Source organism: Chryseobacterium sp. NG-CE01 (assembly GCF_055695505.1).
The window spans coordinates 675,081-699,963 of sequence record NZ_CM146369.1 but is presented as its reverse complement, the minus strand read 5'-3'; the positions used below and the strand labels follow the sequence as shown (position 1 = coordinate 699,963).

At 36.6% G+C, this 24,883-nt stretch carries 19 protein-coding genes and 1 pseudogene; 16 read left to right on the top strand and 4 right to left on the bottom strand.

Going from position 1 to position 24,883, the window contains the following annotated elements; genetic code table 11:
- Nucleotides 1-30: 30 nt before the first annotated feature.
- The 6 genes from ACYT6F_RS03385 to metF all read left to right on the top strand — a co-directional run bounded on the left by ACYT6F_RS03385 (nucleotide 31) and on the right by metF (nucleotide 8,448).
- Nucleotides 31-1,197, top strand: a complete 1,167-nt coding sequence (locus ACYT6F_RS03385; RefSeq protein ID WP_472599894.1) for an O-succinylhomoserine sulfhydrylase — start codon at nucleotides 31-33, stop codon at nucleotides 1,195-1,197.
- A gap of 63 nt (nucleotides 1,198-1,260) precedes the next feature.
- Nucleotides 1,261-2,271, top strand: a complete 1,011-nt coding sequence (locus tag ACYT6F_RS03380) for a homocysteine S-methyltransferase family protein (protein ID WP_472599893.1) — start codon at nucleotides 1,261-1,263, stop codon at nucleotides 2,269-2,271.
- 83 nt (nucleotides 2,272-2,354) lie between these two features.
- A complete protein-coding gene (locus ACYT6F_RS03375) occupies nucleotides 2,355-3,446 on the top strand; it encodes a fatty acid desaturase family protein (protein ID WP_472599892.1) in 1,092 nt (363 codons plus the stop codon).
- Between the two features lie 4 nt (nucleotides 3,447-3,450).
- Entirely contained in the window at nucleotides 3,451-6,111 is a 2,661-nt protein-coding gene (metH, locus tag ACYT6F_RS03370; protein WP_472599891.1) for a methionine synthase, read from the top strand.
- A gap of 28 nt (nucleotides 6,112-6,139) precedes the next feature.
- Nucleotides 6,140-7,489 carry a Fic family protein gene (locus ACYT6F_RS03365; RefSeq protein WP_472599890.1) on the top strand — a complete coding sequence of 450 codons (1,350 nt, stop codon included), beginning with the start codon at nucleotides 6,140-6,142 and terminating at the stop codon, nucleotides 7,487-7,489.
- A complete protein-coding gene (metF, locus tag ACYT6F_RS03360) occupies nucleotides 7,489-8,448 on the top strand; it encodes a methylenetetrahydrofolate reductase [NAD(P)H] (protein ID WP_472599889.1) in 960 nt (319 codons plus the stop codon). Before ACYT6F_RS03365 ends, metF begins: the two co-directional genes overlap by 1 nt.
- A 96-nt stretch (nucleotides 8,449-8,544) precedes the next feature.
- On the opposite strand, the gene ACYT6F_RS03355 is transcribed toward metF, so the two are convergent.
- Nucleotides 8,545-9,231, bottom strand: coding sequence for a hypothetical protein (locus tag ACYT6F_RS03355; protein WP_472599888.1), 687 nt, complete (start codon nucleotides 9,229-9,231; stop codon nucleotides 8,545-8,547).
- Between the two features lie 206 nt (nucleotides 9,232-9,437).
- Between ACYT6F_RS03355 and ACYT6F_RS03350 the strand changes: the two are divergent.
- Nucleotides 9,438-9,559, top strand: a pseudogene (locus ACYT6F_RS03350) (methylenetetrahydrofolate reductase [NAD(P)H]); the annotation flags it as partial.
- Nucleotides 9,560-9,616: 57 nt separating this feature from the next.
- On the opposite strand, the gene ACYT6F_RS03345 reads toward ACYT6F_RS03350, so the two are convergent.
- Nucleotides 9,617-10,102 (bottom strand): hypothetical protein, encoded by a 486-nt coding sequence (locus tag ACYT6F_RS03345; protein WP_472599887.1) that lies wholly within the window; start codon nucleotides 10,100-10,102, stop codon nucleotides 9,617-9,619.
- 17 nt (nucleotides 10,103-10,119) lie between these two features.
- Nucleotides 10,120-11,274, bottom strand: coding sequence for a hypothetical protein (locus tag ACYT6F_RS03340; RefSeq protein WP_472599886.1), 1,155 nt, complete (start codon nucleotides 11,272-11,274; stop codon nucleotides 10,120-10,122).
- A 97-nt stretch (nucleotides 11,275-11,371) separates the two neighbouring features.
- Here ACYT6F_RS03340 and folE point away from each other — a divergent pair, with 97 nt between their 5' ends.
- The 8 genes from folE to ACYT6F_RS03300 all read left to right on the top strand — a co-directional run bounded on the left by folE (nucleotide 11,372) and on the right by ACYT6F_RS03300 (nucleotide 20,733).
- Nucleotides 11,372-12,037, top strand: a complete 666-nt coding sequence (gene folE / locus ACYT6F_RS03335) for a GTP cyclohydrolase I FolE (RefSeq protein WP_283422001.1) — start codon at nucleotides 11,372-11,374, stop codon at nucleotides 12,035-12,037.
- 211 nt (nucleotides 12,038-12,248) lie between these two features.
- The gene (locus ACYT6F_RS03330) at nucleotides 12,249-12,515 is read left to right on the top strand and encodes a hypothetical protein (RefSeq protein WP_472599885.1); all 267 of its coding nucleotides are present in this window, start codon (nucleotides 12,249-12,251) and stop codon (nucleotides 12,513-12,515) included.
- A gap of 126 nt (nucleotides 12,516-12,641) precedes the next feature.
- Entirely contained in the window at nucleotides 12,642-14,108 is a 1,467-nt protein-coding gene (gene cysS, locus ACYT6F_RS03325) for a cysteine--tRNA ligase (RefSeq protein ID WP_472599884.1), read from the top strand.
- Nucleotides 14,109-14,381: 273 nt separating this feature from the next.
- Nucleotides 14,382-15,545, top strand: coding sequence for a T9SS type A sorting domain-containing protein (locus ACYT6F_RS03320; RefSeq protein ID WP_472599883.1), 1,164 nt, complete (start codon nucleotides 14,382-14,384; stop codon nucleotides 15,543-15,545).
- A gap of 123 nt (nucleotides 15,546-15,668) precedes the next feature.
- Complete coding sequence (locus tag ACYT6F_RS03315; RefSeq protein WP_472599882.1) at nucleotides 15,669-18,320, top strand: 4-alpha-glucanotransferase; 2,652 nt, start codon at nucleotides 15,669-15,671, stop codon at nucleotides 18,318-18,320.
- Between the two features lie 139 nt (nucleotides 18,321-18,459).
- Entirely contained in the window at nucleotides 18,460-19,473 is a 1,014-nt protein-coding gene (locus ACYT6F_RS03310) for a hypothetical protein (protein WP_472599881.1), read from the top strand.
- A gap of 179 nt (nucleotides 19,474-19,652) precedes the next feature.
- Nucleotides 19,653-20,105: a hypothetical protein gene (locus ACYT6F_RS03305; protein WP_472599880.1), complete on the top strand. Its 453-nt coding sequence runs from the start codon at nucleotides 19,653-19,655 to the stop codon at nucleotides 20,103-20,105.
- 121 nt (nucleotides 20,106-20,226) lie between these two features.
- Nucleotides 20,227-20,733 (top strand): ferritin, encoded by a 507-nt coding sequence (locus tag ACYT6F_RS03300; protein WP_472599879.1) that lies wholly within the window; start codon nucleotides 20,227-20,229, stop codon nucleotides 20,731-20,733.
- A gap of 90 nt (nucleotides 20,734-20,823) precedes the next feature.
- Here ACYT6F_RS03300 and ACYT6F_RS03295 read toward each other — a convergent pair whose 3' ends face one another.
- Nucleotides 20,824-23,964, bottom strand: a complete 3,141-nt coding sequence (locus tag ACYT6F_RS03295; RefSeq protein ID WP_472599878.1) for a UvrD-helicase domain-containing protein — start codon at nucleotides 23,962-23,964, stop codon at nucleotides 20,824-20,826.
- A 181-nt stretch (nucleotides 23,965-24,145) separates the two neighbouring features.
- Here ACYT6F_RS03295 and ACYT6F_RS03290 point away from each other — a divergent pair, with 181 nt between their 5' ends.
- Nucleotides 24,146-24,883 carry a carboxypeptidase-like regulatory domain-containing protein gene (locus tag ACYT6F_RS03290; RefSeq protein ID WP_472599877.1) on the top strand — a complete coding sequence of 246 codons (738 nt, stop codon included), beginning with the start codon at nucleotides 24,146-24,148 and terminating at the stop codon, nucleotides 24,881-24,883.

The window sequence follows — 24,883 nt, the reverse complement described above, 5'->3', positions numbered from 1 at the left end:
TTTTTAAAACCTTGAAGGTTTCAAAAAAATATGGAAAATTATAATTTTGAAACCTACGCTATAAGAACACAAACGGAAAGAACTCAGTTTGATGAGCATTCAACACCTTTATATTTAACGTCCAGTTTTATTTTTCAGGATGCGGAAGATATGAGGGCGAGTTTTGCCGAAGAAAAACAGAAAAATCTGTACAGCCGTTTTTCAAACCCGAATGTAACAGAATTTACAGAGAAAATTGCCAAAATGGAAGGCGCAGAAGAGGGATATGCTTTCGCAACGGGAATGGCGGCGATTTATTCAACATTTGCAGCTTTACTTAATGCGGGAGATCATATCGTAAGCTGTCAGTCCGTTTTTGGGTCTACGCACACATTATTTACCAAATATTTTCCGAAATGGAATATCGAAACAACGTATTTCAAAGCGGAAGATGCAGAAAATGTGGAACAATATATTCAACCCAATACAAAAATCTTATATCTGGAAACACCTACCAATCCGGCAATTGAGGTTTTGGATTTAGAATTTTTCGGACAGATTGCAAAGAAGCACAACTTAATTTTTATTGTAGACAACTGTTTTGCAACGCCTTATTTACAGCAGCCAATCAAATACGGAGCAGACCTCGTGGTACATTCCGCGACCAAATTAATTGACGGACAGGGTCGTGTTCTGGGTGGAGTAGCAGTCGGAAGAGAAGATCTGATTCGCGAAATTTACCTCTTTGCAAGGAATACAGGTCCGGCAATGTCGCCTTTCAACGCATGGGTGTTATCTAAAAGCTTGGAAACATTAGCAATACGTGTTGAAAAACATTGTGAAAACGCTTTGAAAGTCGCCGAATTTCTGGAAACTCATCCCAATGTAGAATTGGTGAAATATCCTTTCCTCAAATCTCATCCGGGATATGAAATTGCAAAAAAGCAGATGAAGTTGGGTGGAAATATCGTAGCCTTCGAAATCAAAGGCGGAATCGAAGGGGGAAGGAACTTCTTAGATAAAATAAAAATGTGTTCACTTTCTGCAAATTTAGGCGATACAAGAACAATTGTTACGCATCCGGCATCAACAACGCACTCCAAATTGTCCGATCACGAAAGGAATGAAGTGGGCATCACGACAGGTTTAGTACGGTGTTCAGTAGGTTTAGAAAATGTAGATGATATTATTGCTGACTTGAAACAAGCATTGAATTAACAACGAACCTGAAGGGTTCAACAATAATAGCCGTAGGTGTAACCTATGGGAAAAATATAAAAAATGAAAAATTCAGAACAATTATACAAAGCATTATCCGAAAGAATTTTAATTCTCGACGGAGCCATGGGTACCATGCTTCAGCGGTATAAATTTGAAGAAGAAGATTATCGTGGTGAACGCTTCAAAAACTGGGAACATCCTGTAAAAGGTAACAATGATCTGTTGTCTTTAACGCAGCCCCAGGCAATACAACAAGTGCACAGGAAATACCTTGAAGCAGGCGCAGATATCATTGAAACCAATACATTTTCCGGAACAACCATTGCGATGGCAGATTATCATATGGAAGATCTGGTTTATGAATTAAATTTCGAATCCGCAAAAATTGCCAGGAAAGTGTGTGACGAATTCACCGCTGAAAATCCTGATAAACCGCGATTTGTTGCCGGTTCAATAGGACCTACCAACCGAACGGCAAGTCTCAGTCCGGATGTGAACGATCCCGGCTACAGAGCTATCACTTTCGAGGAATTGAGAGTGGCCTACAAACAGCAGTGTGAAGCCTTGCTGGACGGGGGTTCAGATATTTTATTAGTGGAAACCATTTTTGATACCCTGAATGCAAAAGCAGCTCTCTTTGCCATAGATGAGATTCAGGATGAACGAGAAATCAGAATACCCATCATGGTTTCAGGAACCATTACCGATGCGTCAGGAAGAACACTGAGCGGACAAACCGCGGAAGCTTTTTTAATCTCCGTTTCACATCTGAATTTATTAAGTGTAGGTTTCAACTGTGCTTTGGGAGCCAATCAGTTAACACCGTATCTGGAAACGCTCGCGCACAATTCAGAATTCTATGTTTCTGCCTATCCGAATGCGGGGCTTCCCAATGCTTTCGGAAAGTACGATGAAACGCCTGAAGATATGGCTGCCCAGATCAAAGAATATGCGGAAAAAGGATTGATCAACATTATCGGAGGATGCTGCGGAACAACACCCGAGCATATTAAAGCAATTGCTGACCTCGTTGCTCAGTACACGCCAAGAAAATTGAAAGAATTTGTCTGATTTAATAGAATTTTTTAATTAAATCCAGCGTAAAGGAATAGTTTTTAATATTATCTTTAAGTATCACACAAAATTTAAATATAATGGAAAAACCTATTTACTTAAAAGATTCAGAGGATGCGAAATTGTTTAATGAATTAAGAAAAAAAGTGAACCAGCGGGTAGAAGCAATTCCTGAAAACCGGGATTTTTATATTCAGATGAAAGCCATTGTATTGCCTATGCTGTATTTAGGATTGTATGTTTTTGCATTGCTCAATGCAGAAAATTCCTGGTTGTATATTTTAAGTTTTATTTTGATGGGATTATCCTTGGTGCTGATCTATCTTAATTTGATTCACGAAGCAGCGCATAACAATATTTTTAAAAGCAAAAAACTCAACAGTTGGGTATTGCAGATCTTTGATTTTGTAGGTGCCAATTCATATATCTGGAAAAAAAGACATATTGCAAGCCACCACGCTTATCCCAATGTTGACGGCTGGGATACCGATATCGAACAGAGCGGCGTACTTTTAATAGTTCCGTGGATTAAGGCAAAAGGCGTTCAGAAGTATCAGCACAGGTTTTTCTTCCTCGTTTATCCGCTGTATTTATTCAACTGGATGTTTATCAGAGACTTCAGGGATTTTTTTGATAACGATCGTGTGATCCTGAAAACGCAGGGAGCAATTCCGGTAAAAGAAAAAGTAAAAATGATCGCCTATAAGCTGTTCTATTTTTTTTATCAGATAGGAATTCCGGTCCTGTTTTTTAATGTATCAGTTGGGCTGGCTCTGGGAGCATGGTTTTTACAGGTGATTGCTGCGAGCATATTTGCACTTTTCGTGTTGCTTCCATTGCATCCGCTGCCCGACAATGCTTTCCCGAAACTGGATGAAAAAAACGGACTGCCTTTTAGTTGGCTCCATCATCAGTTTGAAGTGACCAATGATTTAAAGGAAAATAACTGGTTTGTAAGAAACGTGCTGGGAAATTTCAATTTTCATGTTGCCCACCATCTTTTTCCAAATTACAGTTATGCTTATTATAATGAAATTACAGAAGAAATTGAGCAGTTTGCCAAAGAGCACGGTTTAGCATACAAAAGATTTCCGATTACCACCGCTTTAGGCAAACATGTGGATTTGCTCAGGCAGAATGCAAACAATGCCTATTTTATTTTAGAAGAATAATTTAATGAAATATTTAAGATTATCGGGGCTTGAGCCTTTGATTATAACACCGGAAAGTAATTTTATCAACGTTGGTGAAAGAACCAATGTTGCCGGCTCAAAGAAGTTTTTACGGTTAATAAAAGAAGAAAAATTCGGGGAAGCGCTCGATATTGCACGTCACCAGGTTGAAGGTGGCGCCCAAATCCTGGATGTTAATTTTGATGACGGATTGATCGATGGTAAAGCTTCCATGATCAGATTTTTAAATTTAATAGCTTCCGAGCCGGATATCGCCCGAATTCCTCTGATGATTGACTCGTCAAAATGGGAAATTCTGGAAGCCGGGTTGCAGGTAGCGCAGGGAAAATGTGTAGTAAACTCAATCAGCCTGAAAGGCGGGGAAGAAGAGTTTATTAAACAGGCTAAAGCGATCAAAAGATATGGCGCAGCTGTTATTGTGATGGCTTTCGATGAGCTGGGACAGGCCGATACCTATGAACGGAGAGTTGAGATCTCAAAGCGTTCGTACGATATTTTGGTGAATCGTTTAAATTTTCCGGCAGAAGATATCATTTTCGATTTAAATATTTTCCCGGTCGCCACCGGAATGGATGAACACTGCAGAAATGCCATCGACTTTATTGAAGCAACACGGTGGGTGCGTGAGAATCTTCCATATGCTTCCGTGAGCGGAGGTGTTTCCAATGTATCGTTTTCATTTAGGGGAAATGACACGGTGAGAGAAGCGATGCACTCGGTTTTCCTGTATCACGCCATTCAGGCCGGAATGAATATGGGAATCGTGAATCCTGCGATGCTGGAAGTGTATGATGAAATTAATAAAGAGCTTCTGGAATTAGTTGAAGATGTGATTCTGGACAAAAGAGAAGATGCTACAGAAAGGCTTCTGGATTATTCGGAAAAGCATAAATCCGTAAAAAAAGAAAAAGTTGAGGATTTAGAATGGAGAAATCATCCTTTGCAGGAAAGAATTACGCATGCTTTGGTAAAAGGAATTGATCGTTTTATTGAAGAAGATGTGGAAGAAGCGAGACAACAGGCAGAGAAACCACTTCACGTTATTGAAATTAATTTAATGACCGGAATGGGCGTTGTAGGAGATCTGTTCGGAAGCGGGAAAATGTTCCTTCCACAAGTTGTAAAATCGGCAAGGGTGATGAAAAAAGCAGTGGCATATTTACAGCCCTTCATAGAAGCGGAAAAAGACGGTTCAAAACCTGCCAACGGGAAAATTCTTATGGCGACCGTGAAAGGAGATGTTCACGATATCGGTAAAAATATTGTGAGTGTGGTTTTGGGTTGTAACAATTACGAAATTGTGGATCTCGGAGTGATGGTTCCTGCCGAAAAAATTATCCAGACCGCTATTGAAGAAAAAGTAGATGTCATTGGTCTCAGCGGATTAATCACACCGAGCTTGGATGAAATGGTCTATATCGCGCAGGAGCTGGAAAGACAGAATTTAAATTTTCCTTTACTAATCGGTGGTGCGACAACTTCAAAAGCACATACCGCTGTAAAAATTGATTTAAAATATAAAAATGCCGTGGTTCATGTGAACGATGCTTCCAGAGCGGTAAACGTGGTAAGTTCATTATTGGGCGACCGAAATAAAGAATACGTTGATGACCTTAAAAGTGATTATGCTGAGTTCAGGGAGAAGTTTCTCAACAGACAGGTGGAAAAAGATTACGTTTCTATTGAAGAAGCCAGAAAAAATAAATTTAAAATCGACTGGGATAACGAAGAAATTTTTGCTCCAAATCAAATAGGAATTACAGTTGTTGAAAATCAGGATTTAAAAGAACTATTGCCTTTTATTGACTGGTCGCCCTTTTTCAGAAGCTGGGATCTTCATGGGAAATATCCGAATATTTTAGAAGATGAGGTGGTCGGAGATCAGGCTAAAGAACTGTTTAAAGATGCACAGGTAATTTTAAAAAGAATTTTAGATGAAAAGTTATTAACGGCAAAAGCAGTTTTCGGGATTTTTAAAGCTAATTCCAATGAAAAGGATGATATTTTAGTGTTTAACAAAAACAATGATCAAATAGCCAAATTCATTACGTTAAGGCAACAGGCGCAACGATCAAAAGGAAAAGATTATCTGGCGCTGAGTGATTTTATTGCCCCACAAAATTCAGGTAAAACAGATTACATAGGAGCTTTCTGTGTGACAACAGGTTTCGGAACCGATGAATTGGCGCAGGAATATGAAAAAGCGAATGATGATTATAATGCCATTATGGTAAAAGCGCTGGCAGACCGTTTTGCAGAAGCCTACGCCGAGTTTTTACATAAAAAAGTGAGAACGGAATATTGGGGCTACGCCAATCAGGAAAGTTTAACCAACGAAGAATTAATTGCCGAAAAATACAAAGGAATCCGCCCGGCTCCCGGTTATCCCGCTTGTCCGGATCATTTGGAAAAGCATGCTATTTGGGATGTCCTGAAAGTGGAAGAAAACATTGGAGTTTATTTAACGGAAAGTCTGGCCATGTTCCCTACCGCTTCGGTTTCAGGATATTATTTCGGAAGCCCGCATGCCAAATATTTCGGATTGGGAAAAATTGCAGAAGACCAATTGAAAGATTATTCGGTAAGGAAAGGAATTTCTTTACAGGAAGCAAGAAAATGGTTGTCACCGAATTTAGCAGATTAAAATCTATTTTTGTAACTAAAATAGCATTATGAAAAATATCAAAATATTAGAAAATTTAGATGTAATACAATCAATTGATGAGCAAAAAAGATTAATTGATACTCATCGACCGTTTTCTACAGAACTGGAAAATAAGATCTTTCAGAAATTAAAATTAGACTGGAATTATAATTCTAATGCCATTGAAGGAAATCAATTAAGCTATGGAGAAACTGTTGCATTTCTAAATTTTGGGTTGACAGCAAAAGGAAAGCCTTTTAAAGATCATCTTGATATTAAAGGACATAATGAAGCTATAGAGTTTATGCTTCAGTTGATTAAAGAGAATCGTCCGCTTTCAGAAAGCGATATCAAAGATCTGCATAAAATAATTTTAGTTGAGCCTTACTATTCAAAAACATTTTCTCCTGAGGGGATTGAGTTTCAAAAAGAAATTAAAGTTGGACAATATAAAACTTCGCCAAATCATGTAAAGACAGTTTCAGGAGATATTCATTATTATACTAATCCGGAAGATGTTGCTTTTGAAATGAATAATCTGCTGGAATGGTATAGAAGCGCTGAAGAGGAAAAGCTCCACCCGTTGGTGATGTCAGCAATTTTTCATCACAAGTTTACCGCAATACATCCTTTTGATGATGGAAACGGAAGATTGGCGAGAATTTTAAGCAATTTTATCTTGATGAAACACAAATATCCTGTTATTGTTATTAAAAATAGAGATAAAGTTCAATATTATGCTGCGTTGAATATTGCTGATAATGGAATCTATGAAGACTTAGTGAAACTATTTGCTGAAAATATTGGATTTAGTCTTAATATCATGCAGAAAGCAATTAATGGAGAAAATATTAATGAAGCAGATGATTTGGATAAGGAGATTGATTTGTTTGTAAAAGAATCACAAGTGAGTGCGTTTAAAAATTTAGGTTTTGAAAACAATCAAGAATTTGTTATTCAAGAGTATGTGCTCAACTTACTAAATTTTATGTTACCTAAGTTAAACAAGTTTGAAGATCTTTTTCAAGAATCTTATTATTCATATTCTGACTCAAAATTTAATGTAGAAGACTATAAACTCTTAATTGATGCAGTAAGAAAAGATAAAGAGTTGTTACTAAGTGACGATATTGACATACTTATATCATTTAATGATCATATTAAACAAGAATTTAATATAAAATTGTTTTTTGTAACAACAATAAAAAGGAAAACTATAAAGTATGAACTTTTAGATAACGATTCCATTTTTAATACTTCTAAATATTTGTCTATTTTTTCATTTGAAACGGATAAAAACCAAATTTATAGTGAAGTTACAAAAGGAGTTGTAAACTACATTATAGATTTTATAAAAAACAAAACCAAACAAGATTAATGAAAATCACCGACCATATAAAAAACGCAAACGGGAAAACACTATTTTCACTCGAAGTCGTCCCGCCACAAAAAGGCATCGGAATCGAAGATCTTTACAAGAATATCGATCCTTTGATGGAATTCAAACCGCCTTTCATTGACGTGACAACTTCCAGGGAAGAATATATTTATATCGACAAAGGAAACGGCTTAATGGAGCGTCGCATTACAAGAATGCGTCCCGGAACCCTGGGAATTTGTGCCGCCATACAGCATAAATACAATGTAGACACGGTTCCGCATCTGCTTTGCGGCGGTTTTACCAAAGAAGAGACAGAATATCTTCTGGTAGACTGTATGTACCTCGGAATCGATAACGTTATGGCTTTAAGAGGTGATGCGATGAAAGGGCACCAGTATTTTGAGCCGACTCACGGAGGTCATGGAAGTGCGATGGAGCTTGTTCATCAGATCAATAATCTGGGAAGAGGCAAATATCTCCACAATGAAGATCAGGAGTGCGACGAGCAAAATAAATTTTGTGTTGGTGTTGCAGGTTATCCCGAAAAACATATTGAAGCACCTTCCATGAATTACGATTTAAAATGGCTGAAGCAGAAAGTAGATGCCGGAGCAGATTATATCGTAACGCAAATGTTTTTTGACAATAAGAAGTTCATTGAATTTGTGAAAAAAGCCCGTGAAATGAATATTCATGTTCCGATTATTCCTGGAATAAAGCCGATTGCCACCAAGAAACATCTAAAACTTCTTCCCCAGGTTTTTAAAATAGATCTGCCGGAAGACCTTATCAACGAAGTCGAAAACGCCAGAAATAATGAGGCCGTAAAACAAATTGGGATTGAATGGGCGGTTAATCAATGCAGAGAACTGCTGGACTTCGGAGTTCCGGTGCTGCATTTTTATTCTATGGGGAAAAGTGATAATATCAAGAAAGTAGCGGGAGAACTGTTTTAGAAATCTCATATAATTTTAAGGGCGCAGAATTAAGATTTTAATCTGATTCTGCGCCTTAAATTATGATTTCAACAAGGTCTTTCGCTTGGTAAATATTTAATTCTGATTCAGGAAATTGGTAAGTTTTATAAGATCTTCTTCCTTATTAAATCTAATTTTATTGGATTTAAAAAATGCGGTTAATTGATCTGCTTTTTCCGGAATTTGTGAAATAACATCTTTAGGTGCTTTTGGTTCTTTAATAAATCCTTTTTCTGTTTTAATATAATAAAAAGGTTCTACGTTAAGAAAATAAGCAGGCTTATCTTCGGCAAATGAATTCTCAGCTTTTTTAACGTCAACAAATTTTGTCTTAACTTTTTTATAAAGTCCATATTTTCCGTTTACTAATTCAAAAAAATAGCCTGAGTTCTCATCATTTGTTTCTAATAAGGTCATCCTATCTTTTGTATTTAAAAATACGATATTGGAAAATATAGATTCTTTTGGTAAAACATAATTTTTATCTCCTTTTTGAAATTCTATCTGGTCCGTAAAACTATTATATCTTACCGGTGCAGATTCAAAATTCTCTCCTACTTTTGCCAATGAAAAATCCTTTTTATAATATGGGGATCCTTTAACATCGTCATATGATAATGTACCTTTATCTTTATTAGAAATAGTGTTTAAAAAAAGGTTAGATGGTGAATCAGGCAAAGTAGATGTTGAAAATGGCGACCCTGATTGTGCTTGTAAAAAAAAGCTTATTGTTAAGAGTAGAATTAAAACCGTTTTTTTCATTTTTTTATAATTTTGTAATTAAGATATATCAAATATAGGATAATATTATATTTATACCAAGAAAGTGACTGTTTATCATAAATTATCTCAATCAAAATAATTATTTGAGCCTTAATTCTTTTTAGCACATACAGGTGTGCTAATAGTATCGTTTTTGATAGGCCAGCGAGGTCGAAAACGCCAGAAATAATTAGGTCGTAAAATAAATTGGTATAGAATGGGAGCTAATCAATGCAGAGAACTGCTGGACTTCGGAGTTCCGGTGCTGCATTTTTATTCTATGGGGAAAAGTGATAATATCAAGAAAGTAGCGGGAGAACTGTTTTAATAGACAAGTGTTATTAACAATAAATTTAGGCGGCGGCGAAGCCGCCGCCTAAATTTATCAGATCTCATTCTGATACTTCAGTAACCTGTCGAATACGCTTTTAGTTGTTGGTTTGGAAGAATCTAGGGTAAAAATAAACATCCCGCTTTCAATGTTGAAATAATACTTTTTTTCCTGATCTGCTATGGAAAACCACTTCAGTAATCCATTCACAATATTGATGTCCTGCCATTGTATACTGCTTGCATCCATTGCAAAAACATGTGGATTTTGATGCAGGGTATCTTCAAAATAGATACTGCGTCCTTCTACATATAAAATTCCGCTGCCCTGAAAGGCTTTTAGTTTAAAAAACTCATTCTGTGTATTTCCCATATTATACCGAACAAAGGCGTAATATTCAGGAGTGCCTATTTTCTCCAGCAATGCCTTCTGTTTTTTCTTTCTGCTTCTCGCAGCAAGATAGGCGATCAGAAAAATAATCGCAGGAATTGAAAATATAATGAGAAGAAAAAGGATTATTAAAATAATTATTGAATCCATAGTTTTATATTTTGATTTTAAAGTGTCGGATGTTTTTCGAAATTTTTCTCACGGTCAAACAAATACCGATATGTCGCCAGCTTTCTCGTTACCGTGGTATCGAGATTTTCGGCAATCTTTATCATTTTAGGATTAAAATCCCCTATCCACTGCATTTCCGTGACTTTAAAATCGGTATGCTTTCTCAGATGTTGAGTGCCTTCCCAGATCATATATCCCTCAATGCCTTTTTTCTGCCATTCCGGGACTACCCCAAATACAAGGCCAACCATTTTCTCGTTCTTCTTGAATTTTTTAACCCATAAAAACTTAAGTTTTTGAAGTAAACCGAATCTTCCGTTCAGGTATTTAAACCATTGGTTCAGATCAGGAATATTCATCCACATGGCAATAGGTTTTTCCTTTTCATACACAAACCATGAAATATGCTCATTTATAATAGGTTTCATGATTTTAAACATCTTCAGAACCTTAGTTTCCTGCATGCATTTTCCTTCACCGTGTGTAGCCCAGGCTTTATTGTAGATCTCCGTAAAGTCCTTAGCAAATTTGCTCAGGTTATTTTTTTTCATAGGTTTCGCAGAGATATCAGGATTGCGTTGGTGTTTTGCATGCATAAGGGTAAAAACACGGGAGACTTCTGCAAAAATAGGCCTTGAGAAACAGAGTTGTTCAAAATATACCCTGAATCCGTAATTTTCAAAAAGTTCTTTGTAATAAGGAAAGTTGTAATTCATTCCATACAAAGGCTGTTCAAAGCCTTCTGTTAGTATGCCCCAGAATTTATCGCGCTCCCCGAAATTAATTGATCCGTCCATGGCTTCCATTCCTCTGTTTTGCAGCCACTCTTTACAATGGTTAAAAATGAAATTTGCCGTTTCCTGATCGTTGATACAGTCAAAGAAACCTATTCCTCCGGTGGGTTGTTGCTGTTCATAAAAATTGTTGATAAAAACGGCAACTCTTCCTACAGTTTCATTTTCCTTGTTTTTAAACAAAAACCGGGAGCATTCTCCATTTTTAAAGAATCTGTTTTTTTCAGGATTAAAGATTTCTTTTATGTCTTTATCCAGTGGTCTGATATAGTTCGGGTCGTATTGATAAAGTCTTCCCGGAAATTCTAAAAATTCCTTTTCCTGGGCTTTGCTTTGTACTTCTTCAGCAATAATCATAGCGTAAAATGATGTTGGCGGCGAAAGATAATGTTTTTCGGCTAAATTAAATATGACGAACAGATTTTATCCGTATTTTTGTGCAAATTAAATAAAAATGGTTGATTTTACTGACAACGACGATGATATTTTCACTGGAAAAGAACATACGCCTATTAGGAAAGATGCTTTTGATAAATCGCCAGAAGAGAAGATAGAAAAAATCACCGCACTTTTCGGAGAAATCATGGAAACACTCGGGCTGGATATGACCGATGACTCCCTGAAAGACTCTCCAAGAAGGGTTGCCAAAATGTATGTTAACGAAATTTTCGGTGGTCTTCTTCCTGAAAATAAGCCCGGGATTTCTACATTTTCAAATAAATACAAATACCGCCAGATGCTTGTGGAGAAAGATATTACCGTATATTCATTCTGCGAACATCACTTTTTACCCATTATCGGGAGAGCACACGTTGCTTACATTTCCAATGGTGAAGTAATTGGTCTTTCGAAAATAAATAGAATCGTAGATTATTATGCAAAACGTCCGCAGGTTCAGGAAAGGCTTACCATGCAGATCGTAGATGCTTTAAAAGAATCTTTAGGCACAAAAGATGTAGCCTGTATCATTGATGCAAAACATCTTTGCGTCAATTGTAGAGGGATTAAAGATACTGCGAGTTCTACCATTACTGCAGAATTGAGCGGCATTTTCAGAACCAATCCTATTACAAGACAGGAATTCCTGCATTACGTAGGAAGTCATGCGAAACTTGATTAATTTGTTTTCGCAGGTCATAAAGAAAAATATAAAATTACTTTCTGAAAGATACAATCATCAATTGTTTTTTCATGAAAATATTATATTAATAAAAAATGAATAGAATTTAATAGAGATATATTCTAAAACAGATGAAATCATTTCGGTTACATATAATCTTGAAGAAGGTTTAGATCATCTGGAAATTCTTACTGTTGAAATATATGATATTTTGATTAATATTTTTCACAGAACATTTCTTGAAAAAGTTAATCTCAGCGAAGATGAATTAATAAATATTGATAATCTAAGGGAAGAATTTGGTGATTTAAGCGAAATTAATAAAAAATTGTCTCAGTTAATTTCAGATAAAAAATCGTTTTATGATTTCGGAGGAAATCGAATTTTAATCGAATTTTATAAAAATATTCTCATTTTAAAAGATGATATTTGCTTCGCAAAATCAAATGTGATAAATTTAAATAATGATAAAATTTAAAAAAGTTTCAGACAAAATATTTGTAACAACCATAATTTGTTGTTACAACTGCTGCTGTTAAAGGATGAAAGTCTTTTAATTCTTAAGCTTTGGGCTAAATTAAAATCATTAAATCAAATTAAAATCATGCAACTAAAAATATACAACTCGCTTACCGGCGAAAAAGAAATATTCAAACCCATTTTAGATGGAAATGTCGGAATGTACGTCTGCGGACCGACCGTTTACAGCAATGTCCATTTGGGAAATGTAAGAACCTTCCTTTCCTTCGATTTTATTTACCGCAGCCTTACCCATCTCGGGTATAAAGTAAGATACGTCAGAAATATTACCGATGCAGGACATCTTACCGATGACGGCGATGTAAACAACGATAGATTTGTAAAGCAGACCCGTCTGGAAAAACTGGAACCAATGGAGATCGTACAGAAATATACGGTAGATTTTCATAAAGTTTTGGAAATGTTCAATTTACTTCCGCCAAATATCGAGCCTACTGCAACAGGGCATATCGTTGAACAGATCGAACTTACCCAAAAATTAATTGAAAGAGGTTTTGCCTATGAAAGCAATGGCTCCGTCTATTTCGATGTGTTGGAATACAACAGGAGAGGCCTGAATTACGGTGAGCTATCTAAAAGAAATATAGAAGAACTCTTTGCAAATACCCGTGATCTTGACGGACAGGGTGAAAAAAAGAATCCGCAGGATTTTGCGCTCTGGAAAAAAGCTTCTCCGGCACACATCATGAGATGGAATTCGCCTTGGGGAGAAGGCTTCCCGGGATGGCATCTGGAATGTACGGCAATGAGTACAAAATACTTGGGGGAAACATTTGATATCCACGGCGGAGGAATGGATCTGAAATTTCCGCACCACGAATGTGAAATAGCACAAGGGAAAGCCTGCAATGATGCTGCTCCCGTAAATTACTGGATGCATGCCAATATGCTGACCATGAACTCCCAGCGTATGAGCAAATCTACAGGGAATTATATTCTGCCGATGCAGCTCGTAACCGGTGAAAACGATTTCTTTGAAAAGCCTTTCCATCCGTCAATTGTACGTTTCTGCTTTCTGCAGGCGCACTACAGAAGTGTTCTGGATATTTCAAATGATGCGATGCTGGCCAGTGAAAAAGGATTTATCAGATTAATGGAAGCCTTTAAAGTTTTACATTCAATCAATCCGAACGATGAAAAACAATCCGGTTTCAATCTTGAGGAATGGAAAAATAAAGCATATGATGCGCTGACGGACGATTTTAATTCTCCCGTTCTTATTGCACATTTATTTGAAGCCGTAAAATATATTTTTGCACTGAATGATGGGAAAGAAACCATTTCAACAAAAGATCTGGAAGATTTAAAATCTACTTTACAGGCTTTCATATTTGATGTTTTAGGGCTTCAGACCATTGAAGAAAACAACAATGAGAAGTTGGATCAGACCTTAAAAGTGCTAATCGAATTACGCAATCAGGCAAGGAAATCGAAAAATTTTGAACTTTCAGACCAGATCCGTGACAGGCTTCTTGCAGAAGGCATTGAGCTGAAAGACGGACGAGACGGAACGACATATGTTTTAAATTAGAATTTTTAAATATTCATGTTATAAGCTCCCACAGTTGTTTTTGTGGGAGTTTTTTTGTGCGCAAATGTCATTCTGAATATAAACCGAAGGTTTACGAACGAAGTTCACCAGCGAAATGAAGAATTTCTGATATAATCTGCATGAGATTCTTTCGCTAAAAATGACAGAGAGCTCCATTTCAACTTCTTCTTTAACCTTAATTTTTTTTAAATCAATTCAAAAAATACGTAACTTAGTCATAATAAAATGATTAAAAAATAAAAATTATAGACTATGAGAAAACATCTATTCCCTTTGTTCTTGTTATTAATCGGTGTTAATGCTTCTGCACAGCAGGATTTTTTTGCACTTGTTGGTAAAGAAACGCCAAGTATTGTTTTTAATGATTTCCGTGCTATTGATCCTGCAAAAGGTATTTCCGGTGAGCAGATTTTTACAGCAGATTCTTCTGTGAAAGTTTTTTCGCAAAGCCGAAACGGTTCTGTCACCGAAGACAAGAATACCTACAACAATGCACAGGCCGTAAACATGGCCACACTGGCTTATGATTCTTACAATAATCTGGTGTATATGCCAATGTTCTCTTCAAATATTTATGTTTTAAATGCTAAATCCCGGGAAATTACCCTCATTGAAAATGACGTAGCCAGAGTAACTGCCTGCGACATTAATTCTCATTTTACAAGAATGACGACAGGATATGACGGCAGTATTTATGCAATTAACAACGCCGGAACACAGTTTCTGATGATCAGCAGAAAAGGAAATCAGTACACGGTAAACGATTTGGGAATCGTTACAGATGATGCCTCCAACGGAAAAAATTCTTTTACCATTATGGAAACCGGGTTTGGAGGAGATATGATTGCTGATGCCGAAGGTAATTTTTATGTTTTTTCTGCTTCTGGAAATGTTTTCAAAGTAACTGCAAAAGAATTAAGGGCAAAATTTATCGGCAAAATTTCAGGAATTCCTGATAATTATTCAGTAAACGGATCTGCTGTCAATTCCAAAGGAAATATTGTTATTGCAAGCGCAAAAGGTGCTGCATTGTACGAAGTTGACCTGAATACCTTACAGGCAAAACAGCTTCCCGGAGAACAGAACCTGCATATTTATGATCTTGCCAGCAAATATTTTGCAAATGATAAAGCTACATCAGGAAGCGTTTTTGCAAACATTGATATTTATCCGACAAGGGTAGATGAAAAACTCATTAACATCAGTGTTAATGATAAAGCAGTAAAAGGAAATATCACGCTAAATGTATTTGACCTATCCGGCAAAAATGTGCTGAAACAGAATGTGTTTGTAAAAGACAGCGCACTTCGTCAGCAGGTTTATCTTAAAAATCTTATCGGAGGAGCATATCTTGTAAATATCACTGACGAATCCGGAAAAGTGCTGCTCAGTAAGAAAATTCTGGTAACAGAATAATCTTTATCTTTACAAAAAATCAAACCTTTTCAAACTAATTTGAGAAGGTTTTTTTAATGAATATTTGATATTCAATAAGTTTTATTTTACAATATTATAATGTATTTTTATAAAAAAATATAAATGAAGATATACTTTAATGTAGGTTACAGTACAAAAGTTGGAGAAAGATTGCAGCTGGTTATCAGCGGAGAAGATGCTGTATCACAGACTCATCCTATGTTTTATGAGGAAAACGGGCAGTGGAAATGTGAGGTAGATTATTTTTCAAAATCTATTTCTTATCAATATCAGCTTGTAGATGAAAGAGGAAATCTCCTGCGGGAAGAATTTGTTCCGCACCGACTTGGTTTCCCTCACAACTATAAAGAGTTTATCATATTCGATCACTGGAATAATAAAAACTTTCCTGAGAATTATCTCAACAATAAAATTCTTTACAACAAGCTGAATACCTTCAGACCCGAGAAAATATCGGTTTTAAAAAAGCATACCCATTTATTCAGAATTGAGGCACCTATTTATAACCCAGACTGGACGGTTGTGCTGTTCGGAAGTACCGCTTCCCTCGGAAATTGGGATTACGATAAGGCCATTCATATGTCTCAGACGGAATATGGAGTCTGGGAAACTTCAGTTGAAATTCCTGAAAACGAATTTATACAATATAAATATTGCCTCTATGACAAGGCGGCCGGGAAAGTATTCGATGTAGAAACAGGTGAAAACCGTTTTGCTCTGCCCAATATATCCAAAGATGTTCTGCAGATCGTGTCAGATCATTACTTTAAATTCAAACTTTACCAGATGTATCATGATGCCGGAGTTGCCGTTCCGATATTTTCATTGAGAACGGATGACGGCTTTGGTGTCGGTGAATTTTCAGATCTGAAGAAACTCGCAGACTGGGCCCAGCAAACCAATCTGGGGATTATTCAGATTCTTCCGATCAACGATACTACCGCAAATTATACATGGACAGACTCTTATCCGTATGCGGCAGTCTCAGTATATGCACTTCATCCCCAATATATTTCTCTGGAAAAGCTTGATTTCCCGCTTCCTGAAAATCTTATTGCTGAATATAAAACTGAAAAAGCCGAACTCAATGCTCTCGATTTAATCGATTATGAGAAAATGATCTCAGGGAAATGGAAGTATCTGAGAGCGGTTTTTGATGCTGATAAAGAGAAAATATATAAAGACAGGAATTTCAAAAAATTTATTAAAGATAATGAATCCTGGCTGGTTCCTTACGCGGCATTCTGTGTGTTGAGAGATAAATACAAGACTCCGAATTTCAACGAATGGAAAACGCATAAAAAATATATTCCCGGTAAAATTGCTCCGTTCTTAAGTCCGAAAAGCAAAGATTATGATGCTTCTATGCTTCATGCATGGGTACAGTATCAGCTGCACAGGCAATTAAAGGATGCTATTGATTATACGCATAGCTTAGGTGTTTCCGTAAAAGGTGATCTGCCGATCGGGATTTACAGGTATTCGGTAGAAGCATGGACGGAACCCGAGTTGTTCGGAATGGATTTTCAGGCTGGTGCACCACCGGATCAGTTTACGGAATTAGGCCAGAATTGGGAATTCCCCACTTATAACTGGGAAGCCATGAAAGCCGACGACTACAAATGGTGGAAAAACAGATTCAAAGCACTTGAACAGTATTTTGATGCCATGAGAATTGACCATATTTTAGGATTTTTCAGAATCTGGAGAATGCCGGTTTCCGCTACACAGGGAATTCTGGGATATTTTTACCCTGCAGTTCCGGTTACCCTTGAAGAATTTGGCAAATGGCACATTCCTTTTAACTTTGACAGATACTGTAAACCGTATATCAACGATCAGATTCTTTGGAACTATTTCGGTGAAGAAAGCGGAAATGCTCTTGAGTTTATCAATAATAATCACGACGGTACTTATTCATTTAAGGAAGAATTCAATACTCAAAGAAAACTATCGGACTTCTTCAAAAAAAATCCCCGCGGACCGATCGAAAATCAGCTCATATCATTATGCGCCAATGTTTTGTTTTTAATTGAAGAAAGAAACGGACAGGTAGTTTACCACCCGAGATTCAATGTATACCGCACCGATTCATACAAGTATCTTTCGGATTGGGAAAAGAAAGCAATCTACGATCTGTACCACGATTATTTCTTCAAAAGACAGGATCATCTCTGGTACGAAAAAGCAATGGAAAAATTACCTGTCATTTTAAATGCTACAAAAATGCTCATCTGCGGTGAAGATCTGGGATTGGTTCCGGACTGTGTTCCCGTAGTAATGGACGAGCTGGCCATCGTTGCTTTGAAAGTTCAGAGAATGCCGTCAGATAACATCCCTTTCTATAATCCTAAAAATGCAGGATACCTTAATGTTGTTACGGCATCTTCCCACGACAGCTCAACGCTGAGACAATGGTGGAAAGAAAATCCTTCGCTCACCCAACAGTATTTTAATCTTCAGCTGATTCAATACGGGCAGGCGCCGGAAAATCTGGATCCGCATCTGGCAGAAGTCATCATGAAGCAGCATCTTTACAATGATGCGATGCTTGCGATCTTCCCTATACAGGAATTTTTGGCAACCGATAAACAGCTGGCCAATATTGAAATGGATAATGAAAGAATTAATAATCCTGCTGTATTCCCGCATTACTGGAGATACCGAATGCATCTTAAACTTGAGGATCTTACCCACGAAGCCGGATTTAATAAAAAAATAGCCGATTGGATGAAAGATAGTGGAAGATCATAAATTTAACATTTGATTATCAATTGGTTAATATATAATTAAAAGAAGTTTTATCGTAAGATTTAACTTCTTTTTTCTATTTATATCAAAAAGATAGAATGAACAATTCTACTATATTATTAACCAATTAACGACTATAAAAATGAAAAAAATATTGATCGGTTTTGCTTTGAGTCTCGGAATTTTTTCCTTTGCTCAGCAGTATCCGGATTACGGATACGACAATGACGGATATTATCAGAATGATGGAGGCTATTACAGCGATGAAGATGACCAGAATTATTTCCCTGATGATTATTACTACAATTATCCACAGGATTACTATCCTCAGAATTATTACCAAAGTAATTATAATGATTACAGGAACAGTATCGTTAACATCAACTGGAATGTATTTTTTACACAAAACAGGTTAAGTCCATGGCAGGTTGATCAGATTATCAGATTGAACAATTTGTATGTAAGTTTCTCATCCTGGAACAGATTCTACAGATACAATCCGGACCGATGGTATTATGACAGATTCTACGCTTTGCAAAGAATTATGGGACCAAGGGTTTTTGTAGTATTCCAGAATAATTATTACAGAGGGTACAGTCCGGTAGTGTATTTCCAGAATTACAGAAGAACCCATTATGCGGCGATCTGCAGACCAGTGCCAAGATACAGAAATGTAAATATCAAAATATACAGGGTAGACAGGTCGCATTTCAGAAGAATGGATAATCCAACTTTTAATATTGTAAGATCCAGCGCCAGACCAAACAATGGCTTCAGAGGTCCTGTAAGAGATGGTAACAATGGAAATAACGGCGGATTCCGCAATCGTGCAGAAAATAGAAATGACGATAATTCCGGGTTCCGAAATAATGGTAATGTGCCGAGAAATGATGGAGGTTTCAGAGGAAATAATAATGGTGGTGTGAGAAATGATAACGGATTCCGATCTGAAAGAGCCGAAAATAACGGCAACAGAGGAGGAGGCTTCAGAGGAGGAGAAATAAAAAGAGAAGAAGCCCCGAGAAGAGAAAATAACGGAGGCTTCAGAAATGGAGGAGGTTCTGGAAGAAGTGAAAGTGCTGCACCAAGACAGCAGAATAATGGTGGCGAAAAGAGAGGTAACGGCGGTTTCAGAAACGGATTTGCAAAGAATTAATTTTCATATATTATATTTAAGTGGTGTGAAGGGCAGGTTTTTTTAATCTGCTCTTTTTTATTTTTTTTAAATTGATATATTCGTATTTAATTTTAACAATATTTATGATATTTATTATTTAACTTTTGTTTTAACTAATAATCAAAAAGATATAAAAGAAATAATTAAAGATTTATAATATGAAAAAATTAGTATTAGCGGTAGCGTTTATCGGATTCGGAGGTTTTGCAATGGCTCAACAGGTGACTCCACAGGACAGACAGGCAAAAAGAGCTGAGATGCAGCAAAAGTTTCAGCAAAAAGAGCAGGAGCATATGGCTCAGATGCAGAAAGATTTAAACTTAAATCAGGCTCAGGTTGAGAAAATTAAAACTCTTCATGAGCAAAGAAAAGCTGAAATGAAATCTGAATTTGAGAAGAATAAAGGTGAAAGAATGGCAAGAGCAGAGCAGATGAAAGCCAAAAGAGCACAAATGGATGCGGATATGAAGCAGATCTTAACACCTCAACAGTACGATAAATGGCAGGCCGACAGAAAAGCTAAAATGGAGCAGAGAAGAATGGCAATGAAAGAAAGAGGTGCCAAAATGCATAAGCCCATGAATACGGTAGCTCCCGATGCAACAAAGTAGTTTATAATTTTGATTTTTTAATGTGTTAGAGGACGGTTAAATACCGTCCTTTTCTATTAATTTTATTAAAACTTTTGTTTTAAGAGTTTATTCCCTAATTTTGAAAGTAAATTTATACCCTATGGTTAGCGAGAAAATTGCAAAATTAATTAACGAACAAATAGCTCACGAACAGTATGCTGCACAATATTATCTGTCAATGTCCGCATGGTTTTCAGGAAAAGATCTTGACGGAATTGCCAACTATTTCAGAGTGCAGAGCAAAGAAGAATTAATGCATGCCGATAAAATGTTTGATTATCTTAATGATGTAGGAGGAGAGATTATTATTGGTGAGATTCCAAAACCACCACATGAATTCCTGGGGGCTATCGATATTTTTGAAAGAGCACTGGAGCATGAAAGAAAAGTGACAAAGAGTATTTTCAACATTGTAAAGAATGCAAATGACGAAGGCGATTTTGCTACCACTTCATTCCTGCAGTGGTTTATCAACGAGCAGGTAGAAGAGGAAGCAAGCGCTTCGCAGCTGGTAACAAAAATTAAAATGGTATCTGATAATCCTTCAGCGCTATATCTTTTTGATCAGGAGCTGGCGCAGAGGGTTTTCAATCCTAAAGGAGAATAATCTGAATGAGTTTTTAATGATACATAATTTCGGCGGCACCTTTGGTGCCGCCGAAATTATTACCGTATTTTATTATTATCAATTGTTTGACTACAAATAAATCAACCGTGTCTTTAATACCCTTTTCCCGAGCTTTTCCAGGATATTCTTATAATTCTCAATCTGGCGCTCATTTTTGGGCGATTCTTCTCCGGTTTTAAAATCAACAATAATATAACCTTCGTCATTTCTCAAAATACGGTCCGGACGGTAAACTTTACTTTCACCGTTTTCGGAAATCATGATGTCTTTTTCGTTGATAACCTCCCATTTTTCATCAAAAAATTCGGCGTGGGTCTCTATAATTTTTTCGAGTTCGGCTTGTATCGTGTGGCTCTCCTCAAGCGTTATCTGTCCTTCAAGGATATAGCATTCCAGTACTTTAGGGATATCTTTTCCAGTGTTGATCTGCGACAAAAGTTCGTGTACGAAAAGACCGATTCTCACTTTTTCATTTCGTACCTGATAATTCTTTGAAGGAGTAGCAATCTTTATCGAAGTATTGCTTTCGCTGATATTTTTCAGAACCCGGATATCTTTGGTTTTAAAAGATGAAATTTTTTCTTTTGAGTACTTTTTCAGCATTTCAGGATCAACTTCATACAAATCAAACTCGTCGAGATTTTCAGGATTTTTGGACTGGAGAAATTCCAGCAGCTCAAGATTATTGGAAGTTTTATTAGCCTTTTGAATATAGAAAAACAGCTGCTCCACAGGACGTGTGGTAGCTACATACTGAAGACAAAGCCTGTCGACAAAATTTTTATATGAATTTTGTTTGTTGAATTTTTCAATTTCTTCATCGTAAACTTCAAGATTTTTGCTGAATTGGTTAATATTAACCGACTTTAAAGGGGTGTCTTTTGAAGTTTCAAACCAGTTGGTGAATTCGGCATCACGGTTCTTATTCATCATCGGAATAAAAACGATAGGAAATTCGAGGCCTTTAGCCTTATGAATAGTCATGATCTGTACCGCGTCAATATTTTCCGAAGCCTGAATAGTATAGGTTGACGCTTCTTCGTCCCAGTATTTTAGGAATTCTTTCGTACTTGCACCGGCGTTTTGCGTAAAATTAAAAAGCATTTCCAGAAAGTTCAGGAGAAAATCCGTTTCTTTATTTTCAACAGAAAATTCATTGATGTAATACTCTACAAAATTGTAAAGATTAAATCTTGGAAAATGATCCTGCTTAAGCTTCAGGGCATATCTGTTCTGGATAAATTCCAATATTTCTTCATGAGAAGTAAGGTCGAGTACTTCCTTCATTTCCAGCGTAAAATCGGCCATGTGGATTCTTCCAAGCTGATTCAGGTAATACATCATCATGATGAGATTGGGTTTATTCTTCGGATTAACCTCCCATTTAAGGAATTCAATAACCGCTTTTAATGTATTGGATAGTTCCAGCGTAAGACCTTTGTCAGAAATGGTTTTGATATTGGTTTCTTCACCTTTATAATGTACTTTCAAATTTCCCAATTTCTGGGAATAGCTGAAAATATCAAAATTTCCGCGGCAGAGAATGGTAATATCGGAAAACCTGAAACCGTTATCAAGACTTTCCTGAATATCTTTCCGCATTCTTTCGGAAGTATCGTTGTAGAAATCTTCATTGGTCAGGTTTTCAATTAAATTGACTTTCACACGGCCTTCCATTGATGATCTCGGCGTTTGTTCAGCATCGGTCCCGAAAATATTTTTATGCTCTTCTTCTAAAATATCAGAATGAAACCGATAAAGATCGTTATTGAAGCGGACTATATTTCGGGCACTTCTCCAATTGTCTTTTAAAACCAGAAGTTCAGCTTCTTTAGGTGTCATCTCTTTTTTATTGATAATATCAAGCATCAGCTTGCTTTCTCCGCCCCGAAAGCGGTAGATACTCTGTTTAGGGTCACCTACAAGCGTAAAAGAAGTGTTTTCAATAGAAATGGAATGATCCCTCAACGGAAGAAAATTCTGCCACTGCAGTTCTGAAGTATCCTGAAATTCATCAAAAAAATAATGCTGAAACTGAGAGCCTACTTTTTCATAAATGAAAGCTGATGGCTCGTTTTTGAGATTTTCGTTAATCAGAATATTAAACTTACTCAACAGTACAAGATCGTTTTCCTGCTCGATTTTCCTCAGCTCATCCTGAATATCTTTATTCACTTTCAGCGGTAAAAGCGCCGAAAGGATCTTTTCCTTTTTTTGGGTTTCAATATAGGTAAGAATCAGCTGCATCCTGTTTTCCAGAAGCTGATCAAGAATTTCCAGAATGTCTGCCTCTTTGCTTTTCGATTTGGCAGAAGCGCCTTTCCGGTAATTATTTACCACTGATTCTTCTGCAGTCGTGGGAAAAGGAAAGCCGGGTCTTTTCTGCTGGTAAAAATCTAAAACCTTTATGAAAAATCCGCCGATCCCGTTTTTTCCCTGCGCAAAATCTTCAATCTCAATATTTCTGGATCTGAATAACTCAATAGATTTTGCAGCAAGTTCAGCGGCCTGCTTTTTATGGAGTACAATCTCTTTACGAAGTGTATTTTTAATATTTTCGTAATTTGAACTGTCAAAATCCTTATTGTTTTTAAGATGTTCGTAATGAATGTCTTTTACAAACTCTTTAGCCGAATCATACAGGTTTTTATTTAAATTAATCCGTTCGTTATTTTCCAGGCTGTAATCAACATAGTCCATAAACGATTCGGAAATGACTTCATTTTCCCCGATCTGATCAAGCATTTTATCAACGGCTTCAATGAGAAAAGGCTCAGCTTCAATTTCAAGATTAAAATTTTTCGCAAGTCCCAGCTCGTAAGAAAAACTTCTCACAAGCCTGGAATTGAACCGGTCTATAGTTCCGATATTAAGTGTAGAATAATTATGAAGAACATAATCCAGCAATTTTTTTGCACGGATATGAAGCTCATCGATCGTGATTTTTATGCCTTCCTGCTCAAATGCCTTCTGGATATTTTTCAGATCGCCGTTTTCTGCAAAATTTTCTGACGAGAAATTTCCAAGCCACGTCAAAATTCTTTCCTTCATTTCATTGGCCGCTTTATTGGTGAAAGTCAGGGCCAGAATATTCCTGATCGACTGCTGCTGATTAGGATATCGGAGACAGATCATCAAAAGACGCTGCACAAGGGCATAGGTTTTCCCTGAACCGGCTGAAGCGTTGATAACTGTATAAGAATTTTGCATTTTAATTGGAATTCAATGTGCAAGTTACTTAATTTTTGAGTGAAATTTTAACAATTTAAGTTTCGGATTTAACAGTTTTAAAGCTAAAAATATAAAAGAAATGCTAAAACCCGTTAAGTGTGGTTAAACTTCCCGAAATATTTAAAAATAATTATAGTTTTGCTCTAATAAAAAACTTTCCGTGAAAATTAAATTACTTTTTATCTTATTGACTTTTCTATTTGTTGATGCACAGGCTCAGGATTATATTTTCGGGAAGGTGACTTCTGAAGAAAATACTGAAATTTCCGCTGTTACGGTTATCAATATCAGAACCGATGAAAGAATCTTAACAAATCGTGACGGCCATTTTATGATCTCCGGACGTAGCGGGGATGAACTTCGCTTTGTAAAAAACGGCTATGAGCGTGCAAACCGAAGGATAAATAGTGAAAACATCAGTACACCTGTCAACATTACTCTTGTAAGAGCTGCTGCTCTTATTGCAGAAGTTGAACTGAAAAAAGAAATCACAGGAGATATTAAGATCGATTCTAAAAATCTGAATCCTCCGCGGAAAGTAGAGAAACTTAAAAGTGATCTCGCCATTTACATGAGACGAAAATCGGCACCTTCCGTTTTAGCATCACGGCCGGGAGAATTTGTGCAGCCGGTAACGAAAGGAGTATTTTCGATCGGGAAAGTTAAAAATAAATGGGATGACATGGATCTGCTGAATTATCTGCAGGCTTCTCTCGGACAAGAATTTTTTCTGGATCTCAAGATTGATAAAGCCCAGATACAGCACTTTATCCTGTATATTTTGAGAACAGGTTTTGAAAGGAAAAATATTCTTAAATACGGCTATGTTACCGAGGCTGATCTGAACCGGTTTAAAAACACTGTGTTAAACAGAATTTCTGCTTACAAAACTCCTTAA